The 7329-nt window shown below is 69.9% G+C and carries 8 protein-coding genes; 7 read left to right on the forward strand and 1 reads right to left on the reverse strand.

Features of this window, described 5'->3' with window-relative positions:
- The first annotated feature begins 312 nt into the window (after nt 1–312).
- From D7V93_RS33280 to sufT, 7 genes are read left to right on the forward strand one after another with little or no spacing between them, the layout of a single operon-like run.
- Nucleotides 313–801: an SUF system Fe-S cluster assembly regulator gene (locus D7V93_RS33280; RefSeq protein WP_120647209.1), complete on the forward strand. Its 489-nt coding sequence runs from the start codon at nt 313–315 to the stop codon at nt 799–801.
- Nucleotides 798–2237, forward strand: coding sequence for a Fe-S cluster assembly protein SufB (gene sufB, locus D7V93_RS33285; protein WP_120647210.1), 1440 nt, complete (start codon nt 798–800; stop codon nt 2235–2237). Before D7V93_RS33280 ends, sufB begins: the two co-directional genes overlap by 4 nt.
- A complete protein-coding gene (gene sufC / locus D7V93_RS33290) occupies nt 2237–3022 on the forward strand; it encodes a Fe-S cluster assembly ATPase SufC (RefSeq protein WP_120647211.1) in 786 nt (261 codons plus the stop codon). The genes sufB and sufC overlap by 1 nt, the downstream gene beginning before the upstream one ends.
- The gene (gene sufD / locus D7V93_RS33295; protein WP_120647212.1) at nt 3019–4347 is read left to right on the forward strand and encodes a Fe-S cluster assembly protein SufD; all 1329 of its coding nucleotides are present in this window, start codon (nt 3019–3021) and stop codon (nt 4345–4347) included. Before sufC ends, sufD begins: the two co-directional genes overlap by 4 nt.
- Nucleotides 4344–5573, forward strand: a complete 1230-nt coding sequence (locus D7V93_RS33300; RefSeq protein WP_120647213.1) for a cysteine desulfurase — start codon at nt 4344–4346, stop codon at nt 5571–5573. Before sufD ends, D7V93_RS33300 begins: the two co-directional genes overlap by 4 nt.
- A complete protein-coding gene (gene sufU / locus D7V93_RS33305) occupies nt 5570–6022 on the forward strand; it encodes a Fe-S cluster assembly sulfur transfer protein SufU (protein ID WP_120647214.1) in 453 nt (150 codons plus the stop codon). The genes D7V93_RS33300 and sufU overlap by 4 nt, the downstream gene beginning before the upstream one ends.
- A gap of 11 nt (nt 6023–6033) precedes the next feature.
- Nucleotides 6034–6591 carry a putative Fe-S cluster assembly protein SufT gene (sufT, locus tag D7V93_RS33310; protein ID WP_120647215.1) on the forward strand — a complete coding sequence of 186 codons (558 nt, stop codon included), beginning with the start codon at nt 6034–6036 and terminating at the stop codon, nt 6589–6591.
- Between the two features lie 4 nt (nt 6592–6595).
- Here the strand turns inward: sufT and D7V93_RS33315 are convergent, their stop codons facing one another.
- Nucleotides 6596–7255, reverse strand: coding sequence for a type 1 glutamine amidotransferase domain-containing protein (locus tag D7V93_RS33315; RefSeq protein WP_120647216.1), 660 nt, complete (start codon nt 7253–7255; stop codon nt 6596–6598).
- Nucleotides 7256–7329 lie beyond the last annotated feature (74 nt).

Raw genomic sequence — 7329 nt, forward strand, 5'->3', positions numbered from 1 at the left:
GGGCGGACTTCTTCTCACAGCCCACCAGGGCGAGGGCCAGCGCGGTGAGCAGCAGGGGCAGGGGACGGCGCATCGGTGGGGCTCTCCTGGTTTGAAGCGTGCCGCGGACGCGGGAAGCGGACGGCCGCACCCTAGCTTGACCGGCCAAGGCCAGCGACCCCGCGCGGGCGCCAGTGGGCGGTGCCCAACCTGGACGCCCTCCCGGCAGGGGCGGAAGTACCACCCTGATTTGAATGTGGACTGAATAGGTCCACATTACGTAAGAGGCCGTTGGGCATCGGGCCCGCGAAGCCACAGGAGACACCCCCACACATGCTCCGGATGAGCAAGATGACCGACTACGGCATCGTGCTGATGGCCGAGCTGGCGCGCGCGGACGGGGAAACCCGCACCACGCGAGAGCTGGCGGCCCGCACGCGTGTCTCGCTTCCATCCGCGAGCAAGGTCCTCAAGGGCCTGTTGCAGGCGGGGCTGGTGGTGTCCCACCGCGGCGCGAGCGGAGGCTACGGCCTGGCGCGTCCCGCGGAGGCCATCTCCCTGGCGGAGCTGGTGACGGCGCTGGAGGGCCCGGTGGCCCTCACCGAGTGCGGCCAGCACACGTCGCCCGCGGTGCCCTGCGAGCTGGAGGCCGTCTGCCAGGTGCGCGGCCACTGGCGGCTCATCAACCAGGCCATCCAGGAGGCCCTGGGGCGGCTGACGCTCGCGGACCTGCGCGCGCCCGCGCCGCGCATGCCCGAGCGGCTGGTGGGCCTGGGGCTTTCCAGCGCCCTTCCTTCTTCCGTGACGGGAGTCCGGTCATGAGCAGCACCGAAACGATCCAGGAGCTGACCCGCAAGGGGTACCAAGCGGGCTTCGTCACGGAGGTGGAGTCGGACACGCTGCCGCCCGGCCTGGACGAGGACGTCATCCGCGTGCTGTCGCGCAAGAAGAACGAGCCCGCGTTCATGCTCGACTGGCGCCTGAAGGCGTACCGGCACTGGCTCACGCTGAAGGAGCCCACCTGGCAGGCGGTGAAGTACCACCCCATCAACTACCAGGCGATCCGCTACTACTCGGCGCCCAAGCAGAAGCCGAAGAAGGACAGCCTGTCGCAGGTGGATCCGGAGATCCTCCGCACCTACGAGAAGCTGGGCATCCCGCTGGAGGAGCAGAAGCGGCTGCAGAACGTGGCGGTGGACGCGGTGTTCGACTCCGTGTCGGTGGCCACCACCTTCCGGGAGAAGCTCTACAAGGCGGGCGTCATCTTCTGCTCGTTCTCCGAAGCGGTGCGCGAGCACCCGGAGCTCATCGAGCGCTACCTGGGCACGGTGGTTCCGTTCTCCGACAACTTCTTCGCGGCGCTCAACTCCGCGGTCTTCAGCGACGGCTCCTTCTGCTACGTGCCCAAGGGCGTGAAGTGCCCCATGGAGCTGTCCACGTACTTCCGCATCAACGCGGCGGACACGGGCCAGTTCGAGCGCACGCTGCTCGTCGCGGACGAGGGCGCCTCCGTGAGCTACCTGGAGGGCTGCACCGCGCCCATGCGCGACACCAACCAGCTGCACGCCGCGGTGGTGGAGCTGGTGGCGCTGGACGGCGCGTCCATCAAGTACAGCACCGTGCAGAACTGGTACCCGGGCGACGCTGAAGGCAAGGGCGGCATCTACAACTTCGTCACCAAGCGCGGCATCGCGCACCGGGGCTCCAAGATTTCGTGGACCCAGGTGGAGACCGGCTCGGCCATCACCTGGAAGTACCCCAGCGTCATCCTCAAGGGCGACGACTCGGTGGGCGAGTTCTACTCGGTGGCGCTCACCAACCACCGCCAGCAGGCGGACACCGGCACGAAGATGATCCACATCGGGAAGAACACCCGGTCCACCATCGTGTCCAAGGGCATCTCCGCCGGGCGTGGCCAGAACACGTACCGGGGGCAGGTGAAGATGCTCAAGAGCGCGGCGAACGCGCGCAACTACACGCAGTGCGACTCGCTGCTGCTTGGTGACAAGTGCGGCGCCCACACGCTGCCGTACATCGAGGTGAAGAACCCCACGGCGCAGGTGGAGCACGAGGCGTCCACGTCGAAGATTGGCGAGGACCAGCTCTTCTACTGCCGGCAGCGGGGCATCTCCCAGGAGGACGCGGTGTCGATGATCGTGAATGGCTTCTGCCGGCAGGTCTTCAAGGAGCTGCCCATGGAGTTCGCGGTGGAAGCGCAGAAGCTGTTGGGTGTGAGCCTCGAAGGGAGCGTGGGTTGATGTCGCTGCTCAGCATTCAGGACCTGCACGCGCGCGTGGGCGACAAGGAGATCCTCAAGGGCATCAACCTGGAGATCGCCCCCGGCGAGGTGCACGCCATCATGGGGCCCAACGGCTCCGGCAAGAGCACGCTCGCGGGCGTGCTGGCGGGGCGTGAGACGTACGTGGTGACGCAGGGGCGCGTGCGCTTCGACGGCAAGGACCTGCTGGCGTCGAACGCGGAGGACCGCGCGAAGGCGGGCGTGTTCCTGGCGTTCCAGTACCCGGTGGAGATTCCCGGCGTGGGCAACCTGCACTTCCTGCGCACGGCGCTCAACGCGCAGCGCCGCGCGAAGGGCGAGGAGGAGCTGGACGCGATGGACTTCATGCAGCTCGCCAAGGACAAGGCGAAGCTGGTGGAGCTGGACAGCGCCTTCATGGGCCGCTCGGTGAACGAGGGCTTCTCCGGCGGAGAGAAGAAGCGCAACGAGGTGTTCCAGATGGCGGTGCTCCAGCCGAAGCTGGCGCTGCTGGACGAGACGGACTCGGGCCTGGACATCGACGCCCTGCGCATCGTCGCGGGCGGCGTGAACGCGCTGCGCGCGCCGGACCGGGCCATGATTGTGATTACGCACTACCAGCGGCTCCTGGACTACATCGTGCCGGACCACGTGCACGTGATGGCGGCGGGCCGCATCGTGCGCTCGGGTGGGCGCGAGCTGGCGCTGGAGCTGGAGGAGAAGGGCTACGCCTGGCTGGGTGGGGAGGGCGTCGGGGCCGGCAAGGCGAAGGAGGCGCGGCGATGAGCGCGGGCCTCGCCCAATATCTGGAGATGGCCCGGGCCTTCCAGACGCGCGGGAGCGCGAACGCGCCCCCGTGGCTCAAGACGCTGCGCGCGGAGGGCCTGCGCCACTTCGAGGCGGCGGGGCTGCCCACGTCGAAGGACGAGGAGTGGAAGTACACGCCGCTCGCCGCGCTGTCGTCGCACCCCTTCCAGCCCGCGCGGGACGTGTACGCGGGCGAGGACGTGGCGGCGGCGGTGGCGCGGCTGTCGCTGCCCGGCCCCCGGCTTGTCTTCGTGGACGGGCGCTTCGTGCCGGCGCTGTCGGTGCTCACGGGCCTGCCGCGCGGGGTGGTGCTCAAGCCGCTGTCGCAGGCGCTGCGCGAGGACGGTGAGTTGCTGGAGCGGACGCTGGGCCAGCGCACGCGGCTGGGGGCGCATGCCTTCACGTCGCTCAACGCGGCCCTGCTGGAAGAGGGCGCGCTGCTCACGCTCGCGCCCCGGGCGCTGAGCGAGGTGCCGGTGCAGCTGCTCTTCCTCGCGCGCGGTGGCAGCGGGCCCGTGCTGGCGAGCCCCCGCATCGTCGTGGTGGCGGGCGAGGGCAGTGAGGCCACGCTGGTGGAGACGTACGCGGGGCTGGGGACGGAGGCGACCTTCACCAACGCGGTGACGGAGGTGTCGCTGGGCGACAACGCCAGCCTGCACCACTACAAGCTCCAGACGGAGGGCGACGCCGCGCTGCACCTGGGCGGGCTGTACTCGCGGCAGGGGCGCGACAGCCGCTTCCAGTCGCACGCCTTCTCGTTCGGCGGGGCGGTGGCGCGCAACGAGGTGCACGCCGCGTTCGCGGGCGAAGGTGGAGAGTGCGTGCTCAACGGCCTGTTCGTGGGCCGGGGCACACAGCACCTGGACAACCGCACCGACCTGGACCACGCGGTGCCCCGCTGCTCCAGCCGGGAGCTCTACAAGGGCGTGCTGGACGACCGCGCGCGCGGGACGTTCCATGGACGCATCCGCGTGCGCGAGGACGCGCAGAAGACGGACGCGAGCCAGACCAACCGCAACCTCCTGCTGTCGGAGGGCGCGCAGGTGGACGCGCGGCCGCAGCTGGAGATCCTCGCGGACGACGTGAAGTGCGCGCACGGCACGGCGGTGGGCCGGCTGGACGACAACGCGCTGTTCTACCTGCGCTCGCGCGGCATCCCCCGGCCGGAAGCGGAGCGGATGCTGACGCAGGCGTTCGCGAGCGAGCTGGTGCTCGCGGTGCCGCAGGGGCCGGTGCGCGCGCGGGTGGAGGAGCTGTTGTCGGCGAAGCTGCCGGGCGGAACCCGGCTGGAGGTGACGGGATGAACGGGCCTGGATTCGACCTCGCGCGCGTGCGTGGGGACTTCCCCATCCTGAAGCAGGAGGTGCGGGGCCGGCCGCTGGTGTACCTGGACAGCGCGGCCACCGGGCAGAAGCCGCAGGCGGTGCTGGACGCGCTGACGCACTACTACACCTACGACAACGCCAACGTGCACCGGGGCGTGCACATCCTCTCCGAGCGCGCCACGCAGGCCTTCGAGGACGCGCGCGAGACGGTGCGCCGCTTCCTGAACGCGAAGGACGCGCGGGAGATCATCTTCGTGCGCGGCACCACGGAGGCCATCAACCTGGTGGCCGCCACCTACGGCCGCAAGCACGTGGGCCCGGGCGACGAGGTGCTCATCTCCGCCATGGAGCACCACTCCAACATCGTGCCCTGGCAGATGGTGTGCGACGCGGCGGGCGCGAAGCTGCGCGTGATTCCGGTGGATGAGCAGGGCGCCCTGCGGATGGACGCGGTGGACGCGCTGCTCACCGAGCGCACGCGCCTGCTGGCCATTACCCACGTGTCCAACGCGCTGGGCTCCGTGAACCCCATCAAGGAGCTGGTGGCGAAGGCGCACGCGAAGAACATCCCGGTGCTGGTGGACGGGGCGCAGTCGGTGACGCACTTCCCGGTGGACGTGCAGGACCTGGGCTGTGACTTCTACGCCTTCAGCGGGCACAAGCTCTTCGCGCCCACGGGCATCGGCGTGCTGTACGGGAAGCTCTCCATGCTGGAGTCGCTGCCGCCGTACCAGGGCGGCGGGGACATGATCCTCTCCGTGACGATGGAGAAGACCGTCTACAACCGCGTGCCGCACCGCTTCGAGGCGGGCACGCCGGACATGGCGGGCGCGGTGGGGCTGGCCGCGGCCATCCGCTACCTGGAGGGCGTGGGGCTGTCCGCCGTTGCCCAGCATGATCAGTGGCTGCTCGCCTACGCGACGCAGGCGCTGGAGTCGGTGCCGGGGCTGAAGCTGGTGGGCACGGCGCCGAAGAAGACGGGCGTGCTGTCCTTCACGTTCGGGGACATCCACCCGCACGACGTGGGGACCATCCTGGACCAGGAGGGCATCTGCATCCGCACCGGGCACCACTGCGCCCAGCCGCTGATGCAGCGCTTCGGGGTGGCGGCCACGGCGCGGGCGTCGCTGGCGCTCTACAACACGCCGGAAGACGTGGACGCGCTGGTGAAGGGGCTGCACAAGGTGAAGGAGGTGTTCGCGTGAGCTCGGACCTGAAGGACCTCTACCAGGAGGTGGTGCTGGAGCACTCCAAGCGCCCGCGCAACTTCCGGGTGGTGGAGGGCGCGACGTGCACGGCGGAGGGCTACAACCCTCTGTGCGGCGACCAGCTCTCCGTGACGCTGCGGATGGACGGCGACGTCATCCGCGACATCGGCTTCCAGGGGCAGGGGTGCGCCATCTCCAAGGCGTCCGCGTCGCTGATGACGGGCGCGGTGAAGGACAAGACGCGCGCGGAGGCGGAGGCCCTCTTCGAGCGCGTGCACACGCTGGTGACCGAGGGGCCGGAGAAGGTGGATCCGGAGACGCTGGGCAAGCTCGCGGTGCTGTCGGGCGTGAGCGAGTTCCCGGCGCGGGTGAAGTGCGCGAGCCTGGCGTGGCACACGCTGCACGCGGCGCTGGATGGCCGCTCCACGTCGGTTTCGACAGAGTAGGGGAGGGAACGATGCGAGGCGCGATGACGGTCATCGAGCGCGACGTGGACGCGATGCTCATCCCCAGTGGGGACAGGATCTCGCTGCCGGCGGGCTCGGAGTTGACGGTGGTGCAGACGCTGGGCGGCAACGTCACGGTGCAGGATCCGTACGGCCAGCTCTTCCGCATCGACGAGAAGAACGCGTCGGTGCTGGGCGAGGACTACGCGGCGAAGGCGAAGTCGCCGGACGAGGCCCCGCAGGGCACGCCCGGGGAGTTCAGCGAGGAGCAGGTCTGGGAGCAGCTCCGCACGGTGTACGACCCGGAGATCCCGGTGAACATCGTGGAGCTGGGCCTGGTGTACACGTGCAAGGTCACGCCGCTGGAAGAGGGCGGGCAGCGCGTGTCCATCGAGATGACGCTGACGGCGCCCGGGTGCGGCATGGGGCAGGTGCTGGTGGAGGACGTGCGCCAGAAGGTGTCCTCGGTGCCCGGCGTGAAGGAGACCGAGGTGGAACTCGTCTGGGAGCCGCAGTGGGACCAGGGCCGCATGACGGACGTGGCGAAGCTCCAGCTGGGCTGGATGTGAGGCGCTAGGCCAGCGCCTTGCGGCCCCGGGCCACCAGCCCCAGCGTGGCCACGGCGGCGAGGCCCCCCGCGATGAGCCGGGGCCAGCGCGGCGCGGGCACTTCCCGCTGGACGATGGCGGGCGTCATCCGCTCCGCGAAGAGCTCCACCAGCGCGTGCTCGAAGGCGAGCAGATCATGGGGTCCGCGGCTGGACACCCAGTTGCCGTCGCGCACCACGGGCTCGTCCGTCCAGTGCGCGCCCGCGTTCTCCAGGTCGTTGCGGATGCCGGGCCAGGACGTGAGGTGCCGGCCTTCCAGGAGCCCCGCGGACGCGAGCAGCCACGGCCCGTGGCAGATGACCGCGATGGGCAGGTCCAGCAGGTCCGCGTCGCGCACGAAGTCCAGCGCCAGCGCGCTCTGCCTCAGGAAGTCCGGGTTCATGAAGCCGCCGGGCAGGAGCAGCGCGTCGAAGTCCGCGGCCTTCACCTCGCGCAGCGTGGCGTCCACGCGGACCTTCTTGCCGGGCACCAGCAGGTTCATGCCCCGGATGCGGCCCTTGTGGAGGGAGATGATGGTGACGTGCGCGCCCTCTTTCTCCAGGCGCTTCACCGGCCGCGTCAGCTCCACCTGCTCGAAGCCATCCGCCGCCAGCACGGCCACCCGCATCCCCTTCAGCTTCTTCATCGCTGCGCCTCTCCCGTGGGTTTCCAACAGCTCCGTCGTGCAGGGTGGCCATGCCCCGGGGGGCGGGGAAGGGG

It is taken from the genome of Corallococcus llansteffanensis (assembly GCF_003612055.1).
Classification (GTDB): domain Bacteria; phylum Myxococcota; class Myxococcia; order Myxococcales; family Myxococcaceae; genus Corallococcus; species Corallococcus llansteffanensis.